At 69.2% G+C, this 25,198-nt stretch carries 22 protein-coding genes and 1 tRNA gene; 19 read left to right on the forward strand and 4 right to left on the reverse strand.

Annotation, left to right across the window (positions count from 1 at the left end; translation table 11 throughout):
• The first annotated feature begins 22 nt into the window (after positions 1–22).
• From EV138_RS32290 to EV138_RS32330, 9 genes are all read left to right on the forward strand, one after another.
• The gene (locus tag EV138_RS32290; protein WP_133983651.1) at positions 23–877 is read left to right on the forward strand and encodes a bifunctional 5,10-methylenetetrahydrofolate dehydrogenase/5,10-methenyltetrahydrofolate cyclohydrolase; all 855 of its coding nucleotides are present in this window, start codon (positions 23–25) and stop codon (positions 875–877) included.
• Between the two features lie 61 nt (positions 878–938).
• Positions 939–1,334 (forward strand): chorismate mutase, encoded by a 396-nt coding sequence (gene aroH, locus EV138_RS32295; RefSeq protein ID WP_232828179.1) that lies wholly within the window; start codon positions 939–941, stop codon positions 1,332–1,334.
• Positions 1,331–2,401, forward strand: coding sequence for a prephenate dehydrogenase (locus EV138_RS32300; protein WP_133983652.1), 1,071 nt, complete (start codon positions 1,331–1,333; stop codon positions 2,399–2,401). The genes aroH and EV138_RS32300 overlap by 4 nt, the downstream gene beginning before the upstream one ends.
• Before the next feature lie 10 nt (positions 2,402–2,411).
• Positions 2,412–3,101, forward strand: coding sequence for a (d)CMP kinase (cmk, locus tag EV138_RS32305; protein ID WP_112238952.1), 690 nt, complete (start codon positions 2,412–2,414; stop codon positions 3,099–3,101).
• Positions 3,098–3,826, forward strand: a complete 729-nt coding sequence (locus tag EV138_RS32310) for a lysophospholipid acyltransferase family protein (protein WP_133983653.1) — start codon at positions 3,098–3,100, stop codon at positions 3,824–3,826. The genes cmk and EV138_RS32310 overlap by 4 nt, the downstream gene beginning before the upstream one ends.
• Positions 3,819–5,201, forward strand: coding sequence for a ribosome biogenesis GTPase Der (gene der, locus EV138_RS32315; RefSeq protein ID WP_133983654.1), 1,383 nt, complete (start codon positions 3,819–3,821; stop codon positions 5,199–5,201). Before EV138_RS32310 ends, der begins: the two co-directional genes overlap by 8 nt.
• Before the next feature lie 57 nt (positions 5,202–5,258).
• On the forward strand, positions 5,259–7,907 hold the full coding sequence (locus EV138_RS32320) for a sialidase family protein (protein ID WP_133983655.1): 2,649 nt from the start codon (positions 5,259–5,261) through the stop codon (positions 7,905–7,907).
• 58 nt (positions 7,908–7,965) lie between these two features.
• Positions 7,966–8,038, forward strand: a tRNA-Pro gene (locus EV138_RS32325).
• A gap of 100 nt (positions 8,039–8,138) precedes the next feature.
• Positions 8,139–9,071, forward strand: a complete 933-nt coding sequence (locus EV138_RS32330) for a S1C family serine protease (protein WP_133983656.1) — start codon at positions 8,139–8,141, stop codon at positions 9,069–9,071.
• An 8-nt stretch (positions 9,072–9,079) separates the two neighbouring features.
• Here EV138_RS32330 and EV138_RS32335 read toward each other — a convergent pair whose 3' ends face one another.
• Positions 9,080–9,619, reverse strand: a complete 540-nt coding sequence (locus EV138_RS32335) for a GNAT family N-acetyltransferase (RefSeq protein ID WP_166678835.1) — start codon at positions 9,617–9,619, stop codon at positions 9,080–9,082.
• A 146-nt stretch (positions 9,620–9,765) separates the two neighbouring features.
• Between EV138_RS32335 and EV138_RS32340 the strand changes: the two genes are divergently transcribed.
• The gene (locus tag EV138_RS32340; protein WP_133983658.1) at positions 9,766–10,401 is read left to right on the forward strand and encodes a tetratricopeptide repeat protein; all 636 of its coding nucleotides are present in this window, start codon (positions 9,766–9,768) and stop codon (positions 10,399–10,401) included.
• Between the two features lie 117 nt (positions 10,402–10,518).
• Here EV138_RS32340 and EV138_RS32345 read toward each other — a convergent pair whose 3' ends face one another.
• Both EV138_RS32345 and EV138_RS32350 read right to left on the reverse strand, forming a co-directional pair.
• Complete coding sequence (locus EV138_RS32345) at positions 10,519–11,178, reverse strand: MBL fold metallo-hydrolase (RefSeq protein WP_133983659.1); 660 nt, start codon at positions 11,176–11,178, stop codon at positions 10,519–10,521.
• A 22-nt stretch (positions 11,179–11,200) separates the two neighbouring features.
• Positions 11,201–11,908, reverse strand: coding sequence for a maleylpyruvate isomerase family mycothiol-dependent enzyme (locus EV138_RS32350; protein ID WP_133983660.1), 708 nt, complete (start codon positions 11,906–11,908; stop codon positions 11,201–11,203).
• Between the two features lie 181 nt (positions 11,909–12,089).
• Here EV138_RS32350 and uvrA point away from each other — a divergent pair, with 181 nt between their 5' ends.
• The 9 genes from uvrA (at position 12,090) to EV138_RS32395 (ending at position 24,250) form a co-directional block, all read left to right on the forward strand.
• Positions 12,090–15,164: an excinuclease ABC subunit UvrA gene (uvrA, locus tag EV138_RS32355; protein WP_133983661.1), complete on the forward strand. Its 3,075-nt coding sequence runs from the start codon at positions 12,090–12,092 to the stop codon at positions 15,162–15,164.
• A complete protein-coding gene (locus EV138_RS32360; RefSeq protein WP_133983662.1) occupies positions 15,161–16,174 on the forward strand; it encodes a serine hydrolase domain-containing protein in 1,014 nt (337 codons plus the stop codon). The genes uvrA and EV138_RS32360 overlap by 4 nt, the downstream gene beginning before the upstream one ends.
• A 128-nt stretch (positions 16,175–16,302) precedes the next feature.
• A complete protein-coding gene (locus EV138_RS32365) occupies positions 16,303–16,635 on the forward strand; it encodes a hypothetical protein (RefSeq protein WP_238158528.1) in 333 nt (110 codons plus the stop codon).
• Between the two features lie 107 nt (positions 16,636–16,742).
• Entirely contained in the window at positions 16,743–17,063 is a 321-nt protein-coding gene (locus EV138_RS32370) for a hypothetical protein (RefSeq protein ID WP_112238962.1), read from the forward strand.
• Positions 17,064–17,080: 17 nt separating this feature from the next.
• Positions 17,081–17,389 carry a hypothetical protein gene (locus tag EV138_RS32375; protein WP_133983664.1) on the forward strand — a complete coding sequence of 103 codons (309 nt, stop codon included), beginning with the start codon at positions 17,081–17,083 and terminating at the stop codon, positions 17,387–17,389.
• A gap of 117 nt (positions 17,390–17,506) precedes the next feature.
• The gene (locus EV138_RS32380) at positions 17,507–17,923 is read left to right on the forward strand and encodes a DUF6507 family protein (protein ID WP_255513775.1); all 417 of its coding nucleotides are present in this window, start codon (positions 17,507–17,509) and stop codon (positions 17,921–17,923) included.
• A gap of 16 nt (positions 17,924–17,939) precedes the next feature.
• Positions 17,940–23,402 carry a toxin glutamine deamidase domain-containing protein gene (locus EV138_RS38535; RefSeq protein WP_133983666.1) on the forward strand — a complete coding sequence of 1,821 codons (5,463 nt, stop codon included), beginning with the start codon at positions 17,940–17,942 and terminating at the stop codon, positions 23,400–23,402.
• Positions 23,402–23,875, forward strand: a complete 474-nt coding sequence (locus EV138_RS32390; RefSeq protein ID WP_133983667.1) for a hypothetical protein — start codon at positions 23,402–23,404, stop codon at positions 23,873–23,875. The genes EV138_RS38535 and EV138_RS32390 overlap by 1 nt, the downstream gene beginning before the upstream one ends.
• Before the next feature lie 30 nt (positions 23,876–23,905).
• Positions 23,906–24,250, forward strand: a complete 345-nt coding sequence (locus EV138_RS32395) for a hypothetical protein (RefSeq protein ID WP_133983668.1) — start codon at positions 23,906–23,908, stop codon at positions 24,248–24,250.
• Between the two features lie 4 nt (positions 24,251–24,254).
• Here EV138_RS32395 and EV138_RS32400 read toward each other — a convergent pair whose 3' ends face one another.
• Positions 24,255–25,163 (reverse strand): hypothetical protein, encoded by a 909-nt coding sequence (locus tag EV138_RS32400; protein ID WP_133983669.1) that lies wholly within the window; start codon positions 25,161–25,163, stop codon positions 24,255–24,257.
• Between the last annotated feature and the right edge of the window lie 35 nt (positions 25,164–25,198).

The raw sequence follows: 25,198 nt of genomic DNA on the forward strand, positions 1-25,198 counted from the left end.
GTCGACGCCCGAAGGAGCGCGCATGACCTCGACCGGAACCACTGCCCAGCTGATGATCGGCACCGACCTCGCCGCCGAGATGGTGGCCAAGGCGGCCGAGCGGGCCAAGAAGCTGCAGGACGAGACCGGCGTACAGCCTTGCCTCGCGACCGTTCTGGTCGGCGACGACCTGGCCTCGGCCACCTACGTCCGGATGAAGCAGAACCGCAGCAAGAAGGCCGGCATCGGCTCGCGCAGCGTCGTCCTGCCCGCCGAGACCACCACCGAGGAACTCGTCGCCGAGCTGACCAAGTTGTCCGAAGACCCCGAGGTGCACGGGATCCTGCTGCAGCACCCGGTGCCGGCGCAGATCGACGAGCGGGCCGCGTTCGAGGCGATCGACCCGGCCAAGGACGTCGACGGCGTCACCATGCACGCGTTCGCGGCGATGGCGTTCGGCGAACCGGGCTTCCGGTCCTGTACGCCGGGCGGCATCCTGCGCCTGCTCGAGGCGTACGACGTACCGCTGGAAGGCGCGCACGCCGTCGTCATCGGCCGCAGCCCGATCCTCGGCAAGCCGGTCGGAATGTTGCTGCTGGCATCGAACGCGACCGTCACCTACACGCACTCCAGGACCCGTGATCTGGCGGACATCGTGCGCACCGCCGACATCGTCGTGGCCGCCGTCGGCAAGGCGAACTTCGTCCGGGGCGACTGGCTGAAGCCGGGCGCGGTCGTGATCGATGCCGGATACAACGAAGGCAACGTCGGCGACGTGCACTTCGAGGAGGCCGCTCAGGTGGCGAGCCTGATCACCCCGGTACCGGGCGGCGTCGGCCCGATGACGATCTCACTGCTGCTCGAGCAGACTGTCGACGCCGCCGAACGGCTGCGGTAGGGGCAGAATGCGAGACGACCGGGCACCCGGGCGGGGAACTGGCTAGGGTTGTTGTCGGCAAATGGCCGCGAACGAGGAGGCAGGCACTGTGGCGGTACGGGCGATCCGGGGAGCCACCCAGCTCGAGAAGGACGAGCGCGAGCACTTGCTCGAGCGGTCCGCCGAGCTGGTCCGGGCAGTGCTGGAAGCCAACGATCTGGAGTCCGAGGACCTGATCAGCATCCTCTTCACGGTCACGCCGGACCTGCACTCGGAGTTCCCCGCGGTGGCCGGCCGGCAGATCGGGCTGACCGACGTACCGCTGATGTGCATGCAGGAGATCGACGTGCCGCACGCGCTGCCGCGGGTGGTCCGGATGATGGTGCACGCCGAGTCGCCGCGGTCGCGGGAGAAGATCCAGCACGTCTACCTGCACGGCGCCACCAGCCTCCGTCCCGACCTCACGGGTGCGCAGTGACCGAGCTGCGCGGACCGGTCCGGATCGTCGGCACCGGACTGATCGGTACGTCGATCGGCCTCGCACTCGCGCGGCTCGGCGTCGTCGTGGAGCTGGTCGACGCCGATCCCGACAACGCGCTGATGGCCGAGCGGATCGGTGCCGGTTCGCGGCTGGTCCAGCTCGAGCCGCAGCTCGTGGTCGTCGCCGTACCGCCGGACCACGTGGGCGCGGTGGTCGCCGAGCAGCTCAAGCAGACCGACGCGATCGTCACCGACGCGGCCAGCGTGAAGTCGAAGCCGCTGGCCGAGGCTCGCACGCTCAGCTCGGCCGAGGATCTCACCCGGTACGTCGGCAGCCACCCGATGGCAGGGTCCGAGCGCAACGGCCCGCTCGCCGGCCGGGCCGACCTTTTCGACGGCGCGACCTGGGCAGTCACCCCGCACGAGACCAGCGATCCGGACGCCGTAGAGCTCGTACGGCGGCTCGCCGAGGCAGCCGGTGCGCGCACGGTCGAGCTGTCCGTCGAGGACCATGATCTCGCGGTGGCCCGGGTCTCCCACCTGCCGCAGCTGATGTCGTCGCTGGCCGCGGGCACCCTGGTCGACGCCCCGGCGGCACATCTGGAACTGTCCGGCCAGGGCGTTCGCGACGTCACCCGGATCGCGGCGAGTGATCCGGGTCTGTGGACACAGATCGTCTCGGCCAACTCGCCGGCGCTGAGCGGCCTGCTGGAAGGCATCCGGGACGAGCTGGACCGGCTGCTCATTGCCTTGGGCAAGGAAGAGGCGGCCGACGAGGTCACTGCCGTACTGAACCGTGGTGTGTCCGGCGCGGTCCGGGTGCCGGGCAAGCACGGTGCCCCGCACATCGAGCTCGTAGCGGTGCTCGTCACGATCCCCGACCGGCCAGGGCAGCTGGCCCGGTTGTTCAACGACGCGGCCGCTTCGGGCGCGAACGTCGAGGACCTGCGGATCGACCACAGCCCCGGCCGCCCGGTCGGTGAGGTCGAGCTGGACGTCAAGCCGGACTCGGTCGACCAGCTGGTCCGGGTACTGACCGAGCGTGGCTGGGCCGTGCACCGGTAACCTCTGGGCCATGATCATCGCTGTCGACGGCCCGAGCGGTTCCGGTAAATCGAGTACGGCCCGTGGGGTTGCCACCAGGCTGGGCCTGCAATACCTCGACACCGGTGCGATGTACCGCGCCGTCACCTGGTCCGTGCTGGAGCACGGGATCGACCCGGCCGACACCGAGACGGCTGCCGCGCGGGCGCGCGACCTCCAGCTCGCGATTTCGACGGACCCACAGCACCAGACCGTCGGAGCCGACGGGACCGACATCACCGAGGCCATCCGGGACCCGCGGATCAGCGAGAGCGTGAGCAAGGTCGCCGCCACCAACCTGGCGGTCCGGGCCGAGCTGATCCGCCGTCAGCAGGCGATCATCGCCGCTGCCCAGCAGACCGGCGGGATCGTGGTCGAGGGCCGGGACATCGCCACCGTCGTCGCGCCGGAGGCCGAGCTGAAGGTCGTGCTCACCGCCGACCAGGAAGCCCGGATGGCCCGCCGCAAGGCCGAACTCGCCGAGGGAGCGGTCTCGGCCGAGCAGCTTCGCGACCAGATCGTCCGCCGCGACGCCGACGACTCGACCGTCGCGCAGTTCCTGGTGGCCTCCGACGGGGCCGTCACCGTGGATTCCACTCACTTGTCACTGGAGGAGGTCATCGACGTGATCTGCCGCCTGGCGAAGGAGGCCGAGGCCGCCCCTCGCGACCGGGAGTCATGACCGCCGAACTCACCGGGCACCGGGAACTGCCGAGGACCGACGACCTGGCCCCGCTGCCGTACCGGCTCGGCCTGCCGATGCGCTGGGTGGTCCGCCAGTACTTCCGCCGGCGCTACGATCTGACCGTGCACCGCGAGGACCTGTTCCCGCGCACGGGCCCGGTCCTGATGGCCCCGAACCACCTCGGTCTCCTCGACGGCCCGCTGCTGGGTGCGATCGCACCCCGGATGGTGCACCAACTCGGCAAGATCGAGGCCTTCACCGGGCTGCAGGGCAGGATGCTGGTCCGGGTCGGCCAGATCCCGATCGACCGGTCGGCGTACGACGTACTGGCCGTCCGCCGGGCGATCCAGGTGCTGCGTGCGGGCCGGGTGCTGACCATCTATCCGGAGGGCAGGCGCGGACCGGGGGACTTCCGCCGGATCCGGACCGGGGTGGCCTATCTGGCCGCCGTCACCGGTACGCCGATCCTGCCGGTCGCCCTGCTCGGGACCAGGCAGCCGGGCGGTGACGTGGAGCGCTTTCCGCCCCGCGGGACGAAGCTGGATGTGGTGTATGGCGAACCTTTCACCGTCGAGCGCGTACCATTTCCCAGGAGGCACTCGGACGTACGCGTGATTGCCGACCAGATCGGCGACGTGCTGCGGGCCCATGTGCAGGCGGCCGTCGCAGCCACCGGCAACCCGCTTCCGGGTGTGCCAGACCAGAAGGATCCTGATGAGTGACCTGCCCACCGGCTACGAGTTCGACGCGGAGCCGAGCCACGACCGCGACGACACCGGCCCGCTGCCGGTCGTGGCGATCGTCGGCCGGCCGAACGTCGGCAAGTCGACGCTGGTGAACCGGATCATCGGCCGCCGCGAGGCCGTGGTCGAGGACACTCCGGGCGTCACCCGCGACCGCGTCTCGTACGACGCCAACTGGGCCGGCCGCGGCTTCACGCTCGTCGACACCGGCGGCTGGGACCCGGACGCGGTCGGTTTCGCGGCGCTGGTCGCCGCGCAGGCCGAGATCGCGATCAGCCTCGCGGACGCCGTGCTGTTCGTGGTGGACGCGACCGTCGGCATCACCGACTCCGACGAAGCCGTCGTCCGGGTGCTGCGCAAGTCCGGCAAGCCGGTCGTGCTCGCGGCGAACAAGGTCGACGACCAGCGCGTCGAGGCCGAGGCGATGAACCTGTGGAGCCTCGGCATCGGGGAGCCGTTCCCGATCTCGGCGATGCACGGCCGGGGTACCGGAGACATGCTCGACGCCGTGCTGGCCGCGTTGCCGGACGCACCGGCCGAGCGTGACGCCGAGGTCGGCGGACCGCGCCGGGTGGCGATCGTCGGCAAGCCCAACGTGGGCAAGTCCTCGCTGCTGAACAAGGTCGCCAAGGAGGACCGGGTCGTCGTCAGCGACGTTTCCGGGACGACGGTCGACCCGGTCGACGAATTGATTGTCCTCGGCAACAAGCACTGGCGCTTCATCGACACCGCCGGCATCCGGCGCAAGGTGAAGAACGTCCAGGGCCACGAGTACTACGCCAGCCTGCGCACCAACAGCGCGATCGAGCGGGCCGAGGTCGTCGTGGTCGTGATCGACGCGTCCGAGCCGATGACCGAGCAGGACCTGCGGATCATGAACACGGTCGAGGAGATGGGCAAGGCGCTCGTCATCGCCTACAACAAGTGGGACCTGGTCGACGAGGACCGCCGGTACTACCTGGAGAAGGAGATCGACCGGGATCTGGTCCAGTTCCGCTGGGCGCCCCGGGTCAACATCTCCGCGATGACCGGCCGGCACATGGAGAAACTGGTGCCGGCCATCGAGGCCGCGCTGGACGGCTGGCAGACCCGCGTCCCGACCGGCCAGCTGAACGCGTTCCTCGGCCGGCTGGTGGCGGCGCACCCGCACCCGGTGCGCTCCGGCAAGCAGCCGAAGATCCTGTTCGGTACCCAGGCCACCACGATGCCGCCGACCTTCGCGATCTTCACCTCGGGCGCCTTCGAGCCGTCGTACCAGCGCTTCATCGAACGCCGCCTCCGCGAGGACTTCGGCTTCGTCGGCAGCCCCGTCCACGTCCAGATCCGGCCCCGCGTGAAGAAGCCGAAGAACTGATTCGGCCGACCTCGAATAGGTAGCTCCGGGACCGGAGCTGGACCAGGATCGCCTGTCATGAAGGCGATCCTGGTGACGAGGTCGTTGCTGGCCGGCGTACTGCTCGCAGCCGTGTTGGGGGCTGGTCAACTCGCGGCGGCGGGCGGGGTGGTGGCCGGGGAGACGGCGCCAGTGCGCGGCTACGAGGTCGAGGGTGTTGGTGCGGTCCCGGCCGGGTGCTCGACGCCGAGCGGCAAGGCGGCCGCGGTGGTCAGCGGTGAGCGAGCTCAGACCGGCACGCGGTCCTTGCTGGTGAACGACCAGTCGAACGGCTCGCAGGCCTTGACCGTCTGCCCCCTCGATCCGCGGTCGGCGACCTCCTTCAGTTTCTCGGCCTTCCCTGCGGCCCTGCCGAACGGCTTCCTGGTCACTCTGCTCGGACACTGGCAAGGTACTGCGGGCGCCGCGGTACCGGTGTTTCACCTGAATGTCACCGCCGACGGCGCAGTCCACTGGTACAACGGCAGCAACTGGATCCAGTTCGCCGGCCCCGGCACGGTCAAGCTCAACGCCTGGAACTCGCTGCGCCTAGAGAGCGCTTCCCGATCCGCGGAACTCTTCGTCGGCGGCACCTCGGTCGGCACAGTCCAGCCGGCCGGCAGCCAGGCCGTACTCGACGTCAGCGCCTATCAACTCGGCAGCAACGGCACGGTCCCGCAGGGCGACAAGGTCTTCTTCGACGACCTCTCCGCCTCGACCGGCCGTGGCTACGAGTCGGAGCCGGTCGGTTCCGTCCCCTGCGGTACGCCGGCCGGCAAGGCGGCCGCGATCGTCAGCGACCTGCGCGGCTCCACGGGATCGCGCTCTCTCCGGTTCAACGACCGGGCGACCGACGCCCAGACCGTCGCCGCCTGCCCAGCCGTTCCCCAGCAAGGGATCGATCTCTCACTGGCGGTCTACCCGGCCGCGCTGCAGAACGGCTTCCTGCTCTCTCTGCGCGGACACTTGGAGGGCATGGTCGATCCCACGGTCGTCTTCCACCTCGCGATCACCGCCGACGGCAGCCTCCGCTGGTACGACGGCGCCGCGTGGACCACGCTCACCCGGCCCGGCGTCGTGCCGGTCGGCAAGTGGAGCACGATTCGCCTGAAGGTGGCCGCCGACGAGGAGTCGGCCCAGATCCTGGTGAACGGCGCCCTTGCCGCCGCGGCCGGTCCGTGGGGCGTACGCCGGGTCGTCGACATCATCGGGTTCGATCTGTCCAGCAACGGGACCGCGACCGCGGGGGACGAGGTGTTCGTGGACGACGTGGCGGTGGGGGCGGCAGACGCCGTACTGCCGCAGGTCGGTGGCGTCGAGGTCGGCCCGGACACGACGATCGAGCAGTCGACGAGCAACCTGCTGCAGATGCCGCACTCGTCGGTCATCGCCGGATCGGAGACGCTGATCACCTACGCGGCGCACAACGACTCCAGCACCGGCACCGGTACGCGCTTTGCCTCATCACCCGACGTCGGGACGACCTGGACACCGGATCCTTCTCGCAATCCGTTGCCCGCAGCCCAGTCGTACAACCTCTCGAAGCTGCGGAACGGCAATCTGCTCGCGGTCTCCTACCACGCCTACATGGTGGACGGATCGGCGAACAAACGAGCCGACGTCGAGTCCTCGGTCTCGACCGACAACGGCCGGACCTGGACCCAGCGGGTCGGCTCGATGACCACGCCGCAGGCGATGCGGCCGATCAGCCCCAACAGCAGCCGGCCCGGCCGGACCCTCGGTGGCTTCGTGCTCGTGCACAACGTGGTCGAGGAGGCCGACGGGACGCTGTACCAATCCGCGTACGGGTACTACGAGGGCGATTCGAAGTACCGGCAGTTGATCCTGCGGTCCACGGACGGTGGTCTCACCTGGACGACGCGCGGGACCGTGGCGTACAGCGCATCGATCCTTGGCGAAGGGTTCTGCGAAGCCGCGATCGAGCGGGTGGCCGACGGGTCGCTGCTGGCGGTGATGCGGACCGGTTGGTACCTGACGATGTACGCCGCGCGCTCGACCGACAACGGCGCCACCTGGACCACGCCGGTGCCGCTGCGCGCCGGGCCGCACGCTCTCCCGGTGATCGGCGTGTACCCGAGCCTGGTGACAATGCCGAACGGCAAGCTCGTCCTGTACTTCGGCCGGCCGGGCCAGTCCGTGATGGTCTCCGAGGACGGCAGCGGCGCCTCGTGGAGTACGCCGGTGCCGGTGGACTACCGCAACTCGGCGAACGGCAGCGCCGTACCGGTCGATGTGGACAAACTGCTCGTCTTCGGCGATCGCGGCGCCGACTGGTCGATCAACAAGTCGCCGCTGGCGCGGGTCTGGTCCCGGCCGGTCGGCATCGCGTCAGCCTGTACGACGACGGTCACCGGCACCCGTACGGAGCTCGAGGTGTTGTCCGGCACGACCTGTGTCGAGGACGCCACGATCACCGGACCTGTTGCTGTGGGCCACAATGCCGCACTGGTCGTGCGGAACTCCTCGCTCCGTGGCGGACTACGTTCGTCGGCAGCCCGGACGGTGTCGGTGTGCGGTAGCCGGGTGACCGGTGACGTGTCGATCACGGGCACTACCGGTGTCGCGATGGTGGGGGACCGGACCCGGGGATGCGCTCCCACCACGGTCGATCGGCCCGTGGTACTGACTGGCAATCGTGGCCTGGCGATCACCGACGGAACCCGGTAAGAACCACTGCCTCGGATGGGGTAAGGTTTACCCGCTCGCTGCTACGGGAGAGAGCACTCGGGCTGTGGCCTAGTTGGTAAGGCGCCAGTCTGGGGGACTGGAGATCGCGAGTTCAAGTCTCGCCAGCCCGACATCAGGGGCACCGATTTCGATCGGTGCCCCTTTGCTGTGTCCGGGCCTGTATCGGTCGCCGCTTGATTGCGCTGTAATGATGTAATCAGGAGGCGCGAGATGGCGGAAGACGACGTACTGGATGCCTACTCCCGGGTGGTCTCGGGAGTGGCCGAACAGCTGATCCCGCGGGTGGCCAGCCTGCGGGTGCAAGGCCGGCGCGGTGACTCGTCCGGATCCGCGGTCGTGCTGACCGGCGACGGGCATCTGCTCACCAACGCCCACGTGGTCGGCGACGGCGACAACGCGACCGCCGAGTTCGCCGACGGTACGACGGCGCAGGCGGCCGTGATCGGGGTGGACCGGCTGTCCGACCTGGCGGTGCTGCGGGCCGACCGCGAGATCCCCGACCCGCCGGAGTACGGCGACGCGGACGGGCTCAAGGTCGGCAACCTGGTAGTTGCCGTGGGCAACCCACTGGGGCTGGCCGGGAGCGTGACGGCCGGTGTGGTGAGCGCTCTCGGACGATCTCTTCCGGTCCGGTCCGGGTCGGCCCAACGCATCATCGAGGACGTGATCCAGACCGACGCCGCGCTGAACCCGGGCAACTCGGGCGGAGCGCTTGCCGATGGCAACGGTCGCGTGATCGGCATCAACACCGCGGTCGCGGGGATCGGGCTCGGTCTCGCCGTACCGATGAACCCGACCACCCGCCGGATCATCTACTCGCTCCTGCACGACGGGCGGGTCCGCCGCGCCTACCTGGGACTGGTGACCAAACCCGCGCCGCTGCGTCCGCAGTTGGTCGAGCGCTTCGGCCAGCGCACCGCCTTGCGAGTCGTCGAGGTGATCTCGGGGAGCCCGGCTGCCGCCGCCGGTCTGCGCGAGGGCGACCTGGTCCTCGCCGTCGACGGCACACCCCTGCGCGACGCCCAGTCCTTGCAACGCCAACTCTTCGCCGACGCGATCGGCCGCCGTACCGAGATCACCGCGATCCGCAACGGCGCCCTCGTCGACGTAGTCGCCGCGCCCGCCGAACTCACCGACCGCTGAGGTTCGGTCTAGCCGTTCAGGGGAGCCCGCAGTAGGACGCAGGTGCCGGCTTCGAGAGGAGCGTTGGGGAAGCTGAAGGTGCGGGTGACCTCCTCGAACCTGAACCTCTGGTGGAGGTCGAGGATCGCCGCGTTCGACAGATTCACAAACGTGTAGACCTCGTCGGCGCGCTCGGCGGTCCAGCGCAGACGATCGGCGGTGAGCAGGTCGCCGATCCCGTGCCGGCGCCACTCCGGCGCGACGATCAACCCGATCAGGTAGTACCCCGACGGCGCGGTGTCGGCCGGCATCCCTGGCAACGCCTCGTGCCGGATCACCCCGCCGTACCCGATCACCTTCTCGTCCGCGCACGCGACCGCGACGTACCGATCTGGATTCTCGAGATCACCCAGCAAGCGCTCTCTGCGCTCAGAAGCGCTGCCGCCGGTGCGTGTGACGATCAGCCGCGCACACGCCTCGAGATCGCCGGAGAGCGCTCCCCGGACCGAGATCACCGCGTCAGCCGGCCGTCGCGCTTCGTCCGGCCGGTACTCAGCGAAACCCTTCACGACCGGCAGCCTAGATCAACGGGTACGCGGCGCGCGTTCGAAGTAAAGGACGTATCAATTCGATCGGGTGATCGCGCTGCTGCCCGTCCGGTGGTCGGAGGCCGACCTAGGATCGCCGCGACGGGGCGATTCGTGAAGGAGGCAGAGTGGACGAGCGGGTCGTACGGGCGCGGGAGCTGTACGAGCAGGCCGTTTTCGCCGGAACGGAAGGAGTTCTGGCGCAGGCCGACGAAGAGCTGGACGCCGTGGAGGCGGATCTGGCCCTCGCCCGTGGTCGCGTGCTGCACGGCCGGTTCCTTGCCTGTGACAAGGAAGATCCGGCCGAGCTCCCGTTGTTCCAGCGATCGGCCGAGCTCTACCGCAAACTCGGCGACACCCGAGGCGAGGCCGAGGCCCTCTTCTGGATCGGCTGCTTCTACCAGGTCGTCTGGAAGGACGCCGACGGCGCTGTCGACGCACTGGAGCGATCCGCCGAACTCGCGCGGGAAGTGGGGGACAGGCTGACCTTGTCCTACGCGCTCCGCCACCTCGGCATCGCCGCCCAGCAGGCCGGCCAACTCGACACCGCCCGCACCCTGCTCGAGGAGTCCACCACGCTCCGCCGCGACCTGGGCTTCCACGCCGGCGTTGCCGCCAACCTGGTCGGCCTCATCTACCTGGCAGCCGCCCAGAACCGCACCACCGACGCCCACCACCTGGCCGACGAAGCCACCGCCTTGGCCCAATCCGCCGGCGCCACCACCATCCTCACCCAACTAACCGAAGCCCGCCGCCACCTCTGACGCCGCCCCCAGCCGGGCACGCCGTAGTACAAGGTGCTGCCTCCGCCGGGCACCCTGCAGACCAGGTGCGGCCTCAGCCGAGTGCGCGTAGTACGAGATCGCCAGGCGTGCCGTGGGTCACCAGCCGCGGGCGTGCCATTCGGGGAGGTGGGGGCGTTCGGTGCCGAGGGTGGTGTCGGCGCCGTGGCCGGGGTAGACCCAGGTCTCGTCGGGGAGCCGGTCGAAGAGTTTGGTCTCGACGTCGTGGAGGAGCGACTCGAAGTTCTTCTTGTTGCCGCGGGTGTTGCCGACGCCGCCGGGGAAGAGCGAGTCGCCGGTGAACAGGTGTGGCGCGCCGGTCGGGTCGTCGTACAGCAGGGCGATCGAGCCCGGCGTGTGCCCGGCGAGGTGGATCACCTCGAGACCCAGCTCACCGAACTTGATCACGTCGCCGTCGCCGACGGCCTCGTCGGTCCGCACCGGGATGCCCTCCGCGTCCTCGCGGCCGGCGACCGTGGTCGCGCCCGTCTTGGCGACCACCTCGGCCAGCGCCTGCCAGTGATCGCCGTGCTGGTGGGTGGTGATCACCCGGGTGATGCCGCCGGAGCCGATCACCGTCAGCAGGGTCTCCGCGTCGTTGGCGGCGTCGATCAGCACCTGCTCGTCGGTCTGCCGGCAGCGCAGCAGGTACGCGTTGTTGTCCATCGGCCCCACGGCGACCTTCGTGATCATCAGCTTGGCCAGTTCGTGCGTCTGCACGGGCCCACCGACGTGGACGTTGCCGTGGTACTCCGTCATGTGTTCTCCCATGTCAGTCCTCTCAGCCCCAAGCCGGTACGCCGGGAAGCTCACCGTCTGCGGAGAGCGTGCTCCCGTCGTCGCGGCCGAGCACCCAGCTCAGCAGAGCCGCACTGTCGCCAGTGACGATCCTTGCACCAGCCGGCCGCGCAGGCGATGACCACTCGCTGTCGGAGCTCCGCAGCACGACCGGTACGTCGTCCGGCCAGCGCGCCGTCACGTAGGTGAGCAGTGCCTCGCGCAGCTCAGCCGGTACGTCGTCGAACGTGTACCCGACTCCTAGGTCGACGTGATGAACCTCGATCTCGTTCAGACGCGCCACCACGATCTGGTCCGCAGTACGGACGACCCCGCTGGGCCAGGAGACTCGTGTGAGCCACGCCACCTCGGGCAGGTCCTCGAACCGCTCCCACAGTCGCGCCTCCGCCGCCACCAGATCGTCGACCTGTTCGGCCAGCGGCCGTGCCTGCCCCTCGGCGATGTCGGCCTCGCGGGCCTCCAGCGACGCGTACATCGGCTTGCGGACGCCGGTTTGCGCCCAGTCGCACAAGTTCACGAGCGCGTCGGCGTTCCGGGCGAGATGGGTCAGCACGTGCCCGATCGTCCAGCCGGGCAGCAGGGACGGGCGGCCGACATCGGCGTCCGTCAGCCGGGCGAGGGTGTCCAGCAGGCGCCGGTCGGCGGACGGTAACTCCGCCAGCAGCCGGCTCGTTTGCTCCGATGCGACCATGGGCCGAGAGTATCGAATATGCTTTCGAAAGAGGTCGTGGATCCGGTCCGGATCGCTGATGGAAGTTTTTGTCGGTGGGCCTCGTTAGCATGACCGGGCATGTCCCAGGAGTGGGTACCGGTGCCTCGGCGAGGCCACCGGTCCGCCCCAGAAACCTTCGAGAACGGCTGAGAGTGAGCTTGTGTCTGACCGTCTGATCGTGCGTGGAGCGCGTGAGCACAACCTGAAGGACGTCTCGCTCGACCTGCCGCGCGACGCCATGATCGTCTTCACCGGACTGTCCGGGTCCGGCAAGTCCAGCCTGGCCTTCGACACCATCTTCGCCGAGGGCCAGCGGCGCTACGTCGAGTCGCTCTCGGCGTATGCGCGGCAGTTCCTCGGGCAGATGGACAAACCGGACGTCGACTTCATCGAGGGGCTGTCACCGGCCGTCTCGATCGACCAGAAGTCCACCTCGAAGAACCCGCGCTCGACCGTCGGCACGATCACCGAGGTCTACGACTACCTGCGGCTGCTGTTCGCCCGCGCGGGCCGGCCGCACTGTCCGGAGTGCGGCGAGCCGATCGCCAAGCAGACCCCGCAGCAGATCGTCGACCGGGTGCTCGACCTGGACGAGGGCACCCGGTTCCAGGTGCTCGCGCCGGTGATCCGCGGCCGCAAGGGGGAGTATCTCGACCTCTTCCGGCAGCTGACCGGCCAGGGTTTCAGCCGCGCCCGGGTGGACGGCGAGACGATCCAGCTGACCGAGCCGCCGAAGCTGGACAAGCAGAAGAAGCACACCATCGACGTGGTGGTCGACCGGCTCGCGGTGAAGGGCTCGGCGAAGCAGCGGCTGACCGACTCGGTCGAGACCGCGCTCGGCCTGTCCGGCGGCATCGTCACGCTCGACTTCGTCGACCTGGACGAGAAGGACCCGCTGCGCGAGCGCCGGTTCTCCGAGAAGCTCGCCTGCCCGAACGATCACCCGCTCGCCATCGACGAGCTGGAGCCACGGTCGTTCTCGTTCAACTCGCCGTACGGCGCCTGCCCGGTCTGCTCGGGTCTCGGCACCCGGATGGAGGTCGACCCGGAGCTGCTCGTCCCGGACCCGTCGAAGTCGCTCGACGAGGGCGCGATCCAGCCCTGGGCCGGAGCGAACGTCTCGCAGTACTTCGAACGCCTGCTCGGCGCGCTGGCCAAGGACCTCAAGATCAAGACCAGTACGCCGTTCGGCGAGCTGCCCGCGAAGGCGAAGAAGTCGCTGCTGACCGGCCACGACCGCCAGGTCCACGTGTCGTACAAGAACCGCTACGGCCGCGAAAGGTCGTACTACACCACCTTCGAAGGCGTCATCCCGTACGTCGAGCGCCGGCACGCCGAGGCGTCCAGCGACACCAGCCGGGACCGTTTCGAGGGCTACATGCGCGAGGTGCCCTGCCTGGCCTGCAACGGCGCCCGGCTGAAGCCGATCTCGCTCGCGGTCACGATGGGCGGCAAGAACATCGCCGAGATCGGCGCGATGTCGATCGACGAGGTGCACGCGTTCCTCGCCGACATGGAGCTGTCGCCGCGCGAGAAGCAGATCGCGGAGCGGGTGGTCAAGGAGATCGGTGAGCGGCTGCAGTTCCTGCTCGACGTCGGCCTGGACTACCTCGCGCTGAACCGGCCGGCCGGTTCGCTGTCCGGCGGCGAGGCACAGCGGATCCGGCTCGCGACGCAGATCGGCTCCGGCCTGGTCGGCGTGCTGTACGTGCTGGACGAGCCGTCGATCGGTCTGCACCAGCGCGACAACCGGCGGCTGATCGACACCCTGGTCCGGTTGAAGGACCTCGGCAACACACTGATCGTGGTCGAGCACGACGAGGACACCATCGACCACGCCGACTGGGTGGTCGACATCGGCCCCGGCGCCGGCGAGCACGGTGGTCAGGTGGTCGTCTCCGGCACGGTCGAGGACCTGCGCAACCACCCCGACTCGATCACCGGCGCCTACATCTCGGGTCGCAAGGAGATCCCGATCCCGGCCGTACGCCGGCCGCTCACCGAGGGCCGCGAGCTCACCGTGTACGGCGCCCGCGAGCACAACCTGCAGGACATCGACGTGACGATCCCGCTCGGCGTCTTCGTCGCGGTCACCGGTGTCTCGGGCTCGGGCAAGTCGACGCTGGTGAACGACATCCTCTACACGTCGCTGGCGCGCCAGATCTACGGTGCCCGGACGATCCCGGGCCGGCACACGAAGATCTCCGGGATGGAGCACGTCGACAAGGTCATCCACGTCGACCAGTCGCCGATCGGCCGGACGCCGCGGTCCAACCCCGCGACCTACACCGGGGTGTGGGACCACGTCCGCAAGCTGTTCGCGGAGACGCCCGAGGCGAAGGTCCGCGGCTACCAGCAGGGCCGGTTCTCCTTCAACGTGAAGGGCGGCCGCTGCGAGGCCTGCTCCGGCGACGGCACGTTGAAGATCGAGATGAACTTCCTGCCGGACGTCTACGTGCCCTGCGAGGTCTGCCACGGCGCTCGGTACAACCGCGAGACGCTCGAGGTCCACTACAAGGGCAAGACGGTCGCGGACATCCTGGACATGCCGATCGAGGAGGCCGCCGACTTCTTCGCCGCGATCCCGGCGATCGCCCGGCACCTGACCACGCTGAACGAGGTCGGGCTCGGCTACGTCCGGCTCGGTCAGCCGGCGCCGACGCTCTCGGGTGGTGAGGCGCAGCGGGTCAAGCTGGCGTCGGAGCTGCAGAAGCGGTCGACCGGCCGGACGGTGTACGTGCTGGACGAGCCGACCACCGGGCTGCACTTCGAGGACATCCGCAAGCTGCTGGGCGTGCTCGGCAGCCTGGTGGACAAGGGCAACTCGGTGCTGGTGATCGAGCACAACCTCGACGTGATCAAGACCGCCGACTGGATCGTCGACCTCGGCCCCGACGGCGGTCGCCGCGGTGGGACGTTGGTTGCCGAGGGCACCCCCGAGGAGGTCGCGGCCAACCCAGCGTCGTACACGGGGCAGTTCCTGGCCGAGATCCTGCACGGTCGCGCTGCCAAGCCCAGTGCGAAGAAGGCGACCGCGGCTGCGATCAAGGAGCCCGCCGCAGCGGTCAAGTCGGCGGTGAAGAAGTCCGCCTCGGTCAAGAAAGCTGCCGCCAAGAAGACCACCACGGCGAAGACGACTGCGGGGGAGACGACCGCAGGGAAGACGACTGCGGGGAAGGCGGCTGCCAAGAAGGCACCCGCCAAGAAGGTCGCGGCGAGGCGGGCCGCCGGATAGACGTCGACTGGCTCGAGAAGTCCTGGCGCCGGTCAGGAGCGCCCGGCGCGGCCGTGGCGATCCTGACCGGTGGCGCGCTGCGAACCGAGCTGTACTTCGGTGCTGCCGTCGCCGGGCGACCGATGACTTCAGCAGCCGTTTTCGACTCCGCCTCCCTGACCAAACCGCTGTTCGCCTGGTACGTGCTGGAATTGGCCGCTTCAGGCGAACTGGACCTCTACGCGCCGATCGCTATCGACTACGCCACCCTCGGTGCCGCCGAGGATCCCAGGCTCGGCCGGATCACGCCCGCGATGGTGCTCTCCCACCAGACCGGCCTGCCGAACTGGCGCCCCGACGGCGAACCACTCCGACTGGTCGCGACGCCGGGGGAGCAGGTCGTGTACTCCGGGGAAGGCTTCCAGCTCCTCCTCAAAACACTCCAGAACGAACGCGGAGCCGACACGGTAGCCGCGGAACTGCAGGACTTGCTCGACCGATTCGGAATGACCGGCAGCTCGTTCGTCGACCCACCCGCCGGAGCCGGCAGCTCGTTCGTCGACCCACCCGCCGGAGCCGGCAGCTCGTTCGTCGATCCACCCGCGGGAGCTGCCGGCTCCGACGGCGGATCCACTGGGTATGCGGTAGCTCACGACGCGGACGGCCGGCCGCTGGCGAGGCGGGCGCGGGAACGGATCGGTGCGTACGGCACACTCGACGTCACGCTGCCCGACTACGCCAAGTTCCTGGAGTCCGCCTTCTGGGGCTGGGATTCCGTCTCCGCCCGGAGAATCCGCGCGCTGACGACCGGCCCGTACGGCGTACCGCAGGGTGGCCGGACGCTCGGGTGGGGTTGCTGGTCCCGAGCGGACGGCACGATCGTGCTGCACCAGAACGGCGACAACCCCGGCTACAAACATCTGGCGCTCGTCGACCCGGCCGCCGGCGAAGCAGTAGTTGCCTTGACCAACGGTGAGGGCGGGCTGGCGTTCACCGACCAGCTGGCCGCGAGATTCCGTCGTACGGACTGATCCCGTGAGGTTCCGCGGTACGGACTCATCCCGTGAGGTTCGTGGTACGGACTGATCGCGGTGGGGGTGGGTCGGGGCGAACCTCCCACCGTTTAGATTAGGCGCGTTGTTCGTTCCGGACCGAGGGGATGCCTGTGGCGCGCCAGTACGACACCCAGCTGATCGAGTCGGTGGCGGTTCGCCGTCGACGGCTGCGGGAAGCCTGGCTGTTCGGCTCCGCGCGATCGCGCAACACCCTGGACGAAGGCGTGACGAAGCTGTTCGCCAGCGCCGCGATCGCCGCGGTCGTGTGCGCCGGTTGCGTCGGCTACTCCTTCATCCAAAGCCAGCGGGGCAAGGGTCCTGGCGGTCCGGTCGCACCCAGTGCGACGGTCTCCGGCCCGGTCACGCCACTGCCCAGTGGTACCCCGTCCGGTCGTCCGGCCGAAACACCCAAGGCGCCTGTCTCCAAGACCTCCTGACCCGTTTCGGAGGGAACCGGGAGCGACCCCGGCCACGTCTATCGTGGGGAATGTCGAGAGCAGGCAACGAAATCTTCGAAGGGACAGCTGTGGGCACACGTTGGGACATGGGTAAAGACACCCTGAGCACTCTGGCCAAGAAGACGGGGACCGGCACGCAGGACCTCGGCGGTCTGGTCAAGCAGCTCGCCGCGGCCGCCGAGCCGCTGGAGGGCAAGCTCCAAGGCGGTGGCCACGACGCGTTCATGGCCTTCAAGGGCCGGGTCGACAAGATCGCCGCGGACCTGAACGCCGGGATGTCCGCGATCGCCCAGGGCCAGCAGGGGATGGACAAGGCGGTGCGTACGGCGGAGACCGACATGACCCAGGCCGCCAAGAAGTCAGAAGGCGCGGCGAACTTCGACGCCGCCAAGTTCGGCAATCGCTGAGACGGGGAGTAGCTGATATGTCAGGTCGTACCGGGTTCGACAGCACCGCCAGCGGTGAGACCCAGACCAAGATCAAGAGCCTGTCCGGCCAGATCGAGTCGCTGCTGTCGCAGCACAAGGCGAACGTGAAGGCGATGCGCGCCGACGCCAGCATGACCAAGGTGATGGACGACTACGACGCGGTCGAGGCGAAGTTCAACGCCGCGGCGTCCGAAGTACAGGGCATCATCAAGTCGCTGGCCGAGACGCTGAAGCAGTTCGACGGCATCGGCGAGACCGCGCACAGCGCGGCATCCACCGCGGTACGCGGTATGACGGGCGGCTGATCCGCCGCGGTTTCCGGGATCGGACGGCCAGCGCGCCAGGCGCGCGCTGGTCCTGCTCCCTGCTGTCCAGCTACACATCGTTGAGCCCGGTCGTCGCGGGCGTCGGAGAGGTCGAGAATGGTCAAGTGGAGCATCGAAGGTGCTGCCGCGATGGATGCTCTGACAAAGGTTCAGACCCGCGCGGGCGACTTCGAGGGCATTGGGACGACGCTGGGGCAAGCGCTGCAGGATGCCGCCACCAAGTCCTCGATGAACGGCAAGGGTGGTGTGATCGGTCAGGCGATCAGCGAGTTCGCCGACAAGTGGAAGAACTCGCTGCCGGGCATGGTCAAACGCACCAGCGACGTCCTGCAGGGCACGGCGAACGCCGTCACCGCGCTCGAGAACGGGCAGACGGAGATGGCGCTGGCCGCCCAGCGCGGCATCCAGCTCGCCGAGAACGTCGACCCGAAGGCGATCATCAACTCCGCCGCCGCTGCGTACGAGGCGGAAGCCAAGGCCTCGCAGCCCAAGCCGCCGCCGCACGCGGTCTGAGACGGGAGACCAGTCAATGATCAAGGTCGAAGGTATCCCGAAGTTCGAGGGCGATCTGCAGGGCGTCATCACCGCGGCCGACAACCTGGTGAAGACGGGCAACAACATCGTCTCCATCGCCCAGGACCTGGAGTCGAAGTTCCGCAACGGGATGGACAAGCACTACGTCGACGGCCCCGAGAAGGCGTTGCTGCTCAACGCGATGCTGCCGGTGAAGAAGGAGGGCGAGGACTTCGGTCCGAAGCTCAGCCTGGTCGCCGACGCGCTGCGCAAGTTCGTCGACGAGGTCAGGGACAACGTCACCAAGCTGAACGGCGTGAAGGGCCGGGCCGAGGCGTGGAAGCGCAAGGTCGGCAACACGCCCGAGGACGAGATCGACGACAATGAGGACTGGGTCAAGGAAGAGAACCAGCTCCACAAGGACATCTCGGACTCGATGCAGGCCATCAGCGAGGCCGAGAACCGCTGCGCGAACAAGATCGCGGCCCTGTACGGCGGGCGCAAGTGGGACGAGAAGAGCGGTCACCGCGACGGCGACCCCGAGCCGCCGCCGGCCGACGAGGACAAAGAGCCGCCGTGGGGCAAGCCGCTGGAGTACGACGCGCCGTGGTACGAGGACGCGCTCGACTTCGCCGGTGGCGTCCTGAAGGGCATCTTCGTCGACGGAATTCTCGGCACCCTGGACGCGCTGACCACGCTGATCCCGATCCAGCCGCTGCTGAACTCCATGGGTGTGAAGAGCATCTTCGGGCACCAGCTGCCGGACTGGAACAAGTGCGGCGAGGCTTGGAAGGGCGTCGGTCTGACGCTCGCTTCCGCGGCGATGTACTCGATCCCGGGAGCGGCTGTCTTCATGCACCTGGCGTTCCCGGAGACCGCGGCCTATCTGGACAACGTCGGCCTGACCGTGCTCAAGGGCATGGTCGCCTGGGACATGTGGGGCGAGGACCCGGGCCGCGCGCTCGGCCAGGTCGGCTTCAACGTGATCACCACGGTCGGCACCGGTGGTGCCGGTGGTGCAGTGCGCGCCACGGCGATGGCCGGCAAGTACGGCGCGGTGGCGGCGAAGGTTGCCAAGGGCGCCGAAATCGCCGTGAACGTGACCGGCAAGGTGATCCGCCCTGGTCAGGCTGCACTCGACCTCGCGCTGAAACTGCCGAAGGTCAGCGCGCTGGCGCTCAAGGTCGCCGACTCGCCGACGCTCGGCGGTCTCGCCAAGCTCGGCGGCCTCGACCTCTCGAAGGCCGGCAAGGGCATTGACCTGCCCAGCGCCCACGTCGGCGTCGACGCCCCGCACGTACCGTCCCACACGCCGGTCTCCGTGGGCGGCGGCGACCACACTCCGTCGTACCACTCCGACAGCAGCCCCAGTACGACGAGCGCCGGCCACTCGGACGCTCCGCCCCCACCAAGCCACCCGAGCACCAGCAGCGGCGACCACACGCCGTCCTCACCGGGCGACTCCACCCCTGCCTCCCACTCGGACACACCTGCTTCGCACTCGGACACGCCTGCGCCGCACTCGGATGCCCCGACATCGCATCCAGATGCCCCGGCTGCCCACTCGGACGCGCCGACGTCGCACCCGGACGCCCCGGCCGCCCACTCGGACAGCCCGGCAGCACACTCGGACGCACCGAACCCGGACGCCCCGGCGTCCCACGCCGATGCGCCTACCACGCATTCGGATTCCCCTGCCACGCATGGCGGTTCGGACGGCCCCACCCAACCGCACGACCCAGCCACCCCAACCCACGCCGACGGCCAGACCACCCCCGGAACCCACACCCCGGACAGGCCGGCCACGCATTCGCCGGATAGCCCGACGACGCACACGCCGGATCACCCGAGCACGCACACGCCGGACAGTCCGACCACGCATTCGCCGGACAGCCCGACGACGCACACGCCCGATCGGCCCACGACGCATACGCCGGACCAGCCGGCGGCTCATCACGATCCGTCCGGGCACCAGCCTGGGCACGTGGAATCGCGGCTGCACCCGGACGGTCCGCCGGCCCCGCACAACCCGAACCGGATCGGCGACCGCCTGAACCCGGACGGCCCCGGGCGTCCGCACGAGCCCGGCACCATCGACTCACGCCTGCACCCGGACGGCCCGCCGGCTCCGCACGACCCGAACCGGATCGGCGACCGCCTGAACCCGGACAACCCGCGCACCCCGCGCGATCCCGACACGATGACGCACGCCTCGGACGCACCGACGACGCCACGCGGCGCCGACACGCCTCCGATGGCGCCCCCGATGATGCCGGGCGTTCACACCCCGGGCCACACGCCGAGCACCCACTCGCCCGGCGGCCACGGCCCGGACCGTACGCCGAACGAGCCCCACACCGGCGCCGACCAGCCCCGCGGCACCACACCGCACCAGCCGAACGCCCCGCATCAACCCAACGCGCCGCACCAGCCGAACGCTCCGCACCAGCCAAACGCGCCGCATCAACCCAACGCGCCGCATCAACCAAATGCGCCGCACCACCCGAACGCCCCGCACCAGCCGAACGCGCCGCAGCACCCGCCGATGCCGCATCACCCGCCGCAGGGTCCGTCGGGCGCGCCCGGGCAGCCTCGGCACGAGCTGGAGCCGAACCGGTACCACACCAGGGACGACGACGGTTCGCTCACCAACCGGCACCAGCGGGCGGTCGGCGATCCGCCGGTCAGCAACGTCAAGAAGTGGATCAAGTCGGCGAACCCGTTCTTCAAGACCAAGCACCCGGCGTTCCGCAACAACTGCGGTGACTCCAGCCGTGCGTTCGCCGACACGCTGCAGGGTCGCGAGCCGCGGTTGGCCAATGGTGACTTCAAGATCCCGCCGGGCGAACGCCGGGAGATGTACGAGAACACCGGCATCCGGCCGGAGTCGATCAAGGTGCCGGGGGCAAAGAACTCCCGGGAGTACACCGACGGTGCGCTGAAGGCGATCGAGGACAGCCTGAAGGGCAAGCCGCCGGGCACGGTCGCGATCGTCGGCGGCGCCTGGCACAAGGGTCCGCTGCCGGACGGCACGATTCCGCCGGGTAGTGGGCATTGGTTCAACGCCTTCGTCGACCAGAAGGGCCGGGTCCGCTGGGCCGACGCGCAGAGCGGGCACACCGGCCCGTGGCCGCCGAAGTACGGCAACGGCAAGGCGACCTTCGACGAGCTCGAGGTGATGACCCGCGAGCCCGGCGGCACGTGGACGTCCCCGGCAGCCCCCGGCCACCCGGTCAACGCCACCCCGCCGCCCATGCCAACCCACCCGCCGGCCCCCCACCAGCCAGGGCCCTACAACCCGCCGGCCCCACACCAGCCGGTCCAGCACAACCCGTACCAGCCCGGCCCCTACAGCCCGCCGGCCCCCCAGCACCCGGTCCCGAACAACCCCTACCAGCCGGGCCCCCACAACCCGACCCCGCAACACCCGGTCCCGAACAACCCGTACCAGCCGGGCCCGCACAACCCACCGGCACCTCACGAGCCGGGTCCGTACAACCCGCCAGCTCCGCACGAGCCGGTGCCGAACAATCCGTACCAGCCGGGTCCGCATAACCCACCGGCTCCTCACGAGCCGGGTCCGTACAACCCGCCGGCTCCGCACGAGCCGGTGCCGAACAACCCGTACCAGCCGGGTCCGCATAACCCACCGGCTCCTCACGAGCCGGGTCCGTACAACCCGCCGGCTCCGCACGAGCCGGGTCCGTACAACCCGCCGGCTCCGCACGAGCCGGTGCCGAACAACCCGTACCAGCCGGGTCCGCACAACCCACCGGCTCCTCACGAGCCGGGTCCGTACAACCCGCCGGCTCCGCACGAGCCGGTGCCGAACAACCCGTACCAGCCGGGACCGCACAACCCACCGGCACCTCACGAGCCGGGTCCGTACAACCCGCCAGCTCCGCACGAGCCGGTGCCGAACAATCCGTACCAGCCGGGACCGCACAACCCCGCGCCGCAGCAGCATGCACCGCATCAGCCGACGCAGCAGGTCCCGGAGGCGCCGACTGCACCGCACCCGACGCAGCACGTCCCGCCGGCGCCGCATACACCGGACGCCCCCGCACCGCATCCGCATCAGGATGGGAAGGTGCCGGGTGAGGGTGAGATCGGTCGGCGTCTGAATCCGGAGCATGGTCCGGGTACGCCGGAGGCGGCGCATCCGCATCGGGATGGGAAGGTGCCGGGTGAGGGTGAGATCGGTCGGCGTCTGAATCCGGAGCGTGGTCCGGGTACGCCGGAGGCGCACGCGCCGCACTCGGATCCTGCGCATCCGTTGGCTGATCCGGCTCACCCGCATGCTGATCCTGCGCATCCGCGGTCGGATCCTGCGCATCCGTTGGCTGATCCGGCACATCCGCATGCTGATCCTGCGCATCCGCAGCACCAGCCGACTCAGGACGTACCAGGTGCGCACGATCGCGCACCGGATCCGTCGACCCGTCGCGACCTGCCGCCGCCGAAGGACGCCCATCCCATGGACGCCCAGCACCCTGCGCCGCACGACCCGAACCGGATCGAGAACGCGTTGCATCCGGATGGTCCGCCGGCGCCGCGCGATCCGAACCGGATTGAGAATGCGCTGCATCCGAATGGTCCGCCTGCTCCGCATGATCCGAATCGGATCGAGAACGCGTTGCATCCGGATGGTCCGCCTGCGCCGCGTGATCCGAATCGGATTGAGAATGCGTTGCATCCGGATGGTCCGCCTGCGCCGCATGATCCGAACCGGATCGAGAACGCCCTGCACCCAGACGGTCCGCCGGCTCCGCACGACCCGAATCGGATTGACAGTCGGCTCAACCCGGAGCGGCCTGTTGATCCGCGGGAGAGCTATCGGGTCGACCACCGGGCGCCGGAGCGGCCTGTTGATCCGCGGGAGGCGTGGCGGGATGGGAAGCTCGGTGGGGCGTCTGACGCTCAGCCGGGTGGTGACAGTTTCGGGTCGGCTGATTGGGAGCCGGGGGATCCGTCGTTCGGGGAGAGCAAGAGAGACGGGTTCGATCCGGGGTTCCATCACAAGCCGCTCGGGGACGACTTTGCGCCGGGTGTGCACGATCCGGACGGGGCGTTCCAGGACAAGGAGCGGGCGATCGCGGACAAGTTCGCCGAGGAGAAGGGCTGGCGGCTGGACGGGCGGCTCGAGGACCATACGGTCGAGGGGTTGAAGAACCCCGAGTGCATGGTTCGCAAGGACCCGGGTGACGCGGGCCGGATCACCGAGTTCAAGACGCTCGACCCGCCGAAGCAGGGTTCGAACCCGGTGAACGCGGTGAAGCGGAACATCAACGACGCCAGTCACCAGGTGCCACCGAACGGCGAGGTCGTGATCGACGCCCGCAACATCCCGGGGCTGACCGAGGAGGACGTCCTGCGGGCGTACAAGAAGGCCCTCGGCCAGCCGAAGGGCGCGGTCGCCGCGGAGGTCCATATCATCCTCGGCGACGGACGCATCGTCACCTATCGGAAGGAGGGCTGATGGCCGACCGGGAGATCCTCTTCCTGAAGACCGCGGCCTCGGTCGAGGACGAAGCCAAGCTGCTGCAGGAGATGCTCGAACTCGAGCCGATCCCGAACCAGGCGGGCGCGGCCGACGACGAGTTCGGGCTGCGCGGGCCGGCGCGGACGGTCGACGGCACGCTCGGCTTCGAGGTGCGTCCGAACTCGTACTCCGAGGTCGACCCGGATCCCGAGGACGTGCAGGCGTTCGACGGCTACCCGGTCGAGATCGACATCTGGCTGGGTGGCCGCGGACCGGCCCAGGAGCGCGAGGCCAGGCTGGTCTTCGATCTGCTGGTGGAGGGCCGCCCGGATGTGCCGATGCTGCTCTGCCACACTCTGGACCGGCTGGTCGCGGCGTACTTGCCGGGCCGCGGCGTGTACGAGTTCCCGGCCGACACCTCGGTGGACGCGCCCCACGCCGATCGCTGGCAGGACTGGGTCGCCCGGTGACCGTCGCAGTGATTGAAGAAAGGACGCCCCATGCCTGAGGGCATCGACCAGGAGACGCTGGACCGTGCGTACGCGCGGCTGGCCGAGTACCACAACGAGGATCTGCCCGACGGCCTGCCGGCGATGACGGCGGAGACGTTCGCCGGGTACCAGGTCACGCCGTACGAGGAGTGGCTGATCTTCAACTCCGCGGACGGTTTCACCAACCAGACGTTCCTGGTCAGCGACGAGATGGTCTACGAGTCCCCCGGCTGGCAGTCGTACGAGGACGCGCTGACCGAGGCCCGGGCCCTGAAGGCAGCGGGCGCGACCCGCCGCCCGGAGGACCCGGACGACGAGGATGACGACGACGAGGACGACGAGGACGACGACTGAGCCGTCAGCGGTTCAGCCAGCGGCGCCAGGCCGGGGTCCGTAGCGGCTTCGGCAGGGTGACAGCGGGGGAGCGGTCGAGGTCGACCGGCAGCTCGGCGAGCAGTTCGCCGACGAGCCAGTAAACCCCTGCTGTACAAGGGTCCGCCGCGTCGGCGTACGCCTTGGCGACCCAGCGCGCGAACTCGTCCGCCCTGGTCTGCATGTCTTCGCGCCGGTCGACCGGACAGGCCGCAAGCAGATCAGTGGCCGGTACTGCGAGTAGCGTGCCGCGACCGTTGCCTGCTCGCGGCATCAGCCGGTCGTGGTCGACGAGGGCCATCCCGACAGTCTGGTCACCGGGCCGGTGCAGCACGGACCAGGGCGCGTCCGGGACGGGCTGGAACGTCAAGCCGGTCAGGCCGTTCAGCGTCATGTCGAGTCCGGACGGCCGGTCGGGCAGGTGCAGTCCGTGCATCACCTGGCGGACCTGGGTCAGCCGCTGCCAGTCCGAACCGCTCTGGATGCCGAACACGATCTCGAAGTACCGGCCGAACGGAACGCTGAGCCCGGCGAGCACGCTGCCGCTGGGATCGGACCAGCCGCGCGGTCGCAGGGTAACCCGTTGCCGGGCGGCGACTTCGCCGTACAGGTGTTCGTCGGTGGCGATGCCGATCTCGTCGACGACGGCGCGCAGCCAGTCGTCGACGGTGCGCGGCCATAGGTGGTTCGGTTGCTCACGGCATCGGTCGATCAGCTCGACCAGGCCGACCTCGGCGCTGGACGACAATCCGCCGCGACTCCAACGCAGCTTGACGAGTGGGCCCGCGGGGTCGAGTTCGGCGTCCGGTAACAGCACCGGTAGCAGATCGGCGACCAGGTCCAGCACCTGCCTGCCGTCGAACGGTGGCTGGCCGTCGAACGGTGTATCGGTCATCGGTAGTGAGCTCCGCCTCTACTAGAGTCCGGGTG

Source organism: Kribbella voronezhensis (assembly GCF_004365175.1).
GTDB classification, from domain to species: Bacteria; Actinomycetota; Actinomycetes; order Propionibacteriales; family Kribbellaceae; genus Kribbella; species Kribbella voronezhensis.